The sequence below is a fragment of the Mesorhizobium sp. WSM4850 genome, from assembly GCF_055811735.1.
Window position 1 is genome coordinate 1 of the sequence record NZ_JBVVPV010000172.1, and the last position, 459, is coordinate 459.

Consider the following 459-nt stretch of genomic DNA (forward strand, 5'->3'; position numbering starts at 1 on the left):
AGCGATTCGTGAGTCATCGCAGCGTAGAATCACAACCGATTCCCCGCTGCAACACCTATCTTAGCGCATATGCCCTCGAGGGGGAGATGTCGCCGAAGGCGACAGAGGGGGTCGGCGCGACCGGACGCGGCCTCCTGCGGCAGATCAAGGTTGGCGCTTCACGCGAGGCAACCCCCTCTGGCCTGCCGGCCATCTCCCCCACAAGGGGCCCTCGAGGGGGGGAGATTAGCTCTCAGCCGCCGCGCTCGATCAGAAAGCGATGGCCGCCTGATATCGCTGCCGTTTCGTTCAATCGATGGCCGCTCTCGGCGCAGAAGGCGGGAATGTCGATGACGGCGAGGGGGTCAGTGGTTTCGAGCCATAGCCGGCTGCCCGGCCGCATTGTGGCCAACCGCTTTTTTGCCTTGAGCACGGGCAACGGACAGTTCAGGCCTTTGAGGTCGTAGACGGGGGCGGGGG

The 459-nt window shown here is 64.5% G+C and carries 1 protein-coding gene; it reads right to left on the bottom strand.

Translation table 11 applies throughout. The features are described 5' to 3' along the window. Positions 1-232: 232 nt before the first annotated feature. Positions 233-459, bottom strand: a 227-nt coding sequence (locus AC0L2Z_RS35450; protein WP_473630651.1) for a sulfurtransferase TusA family protein, incomplete at its 5' end; no start/stop codon positions are given.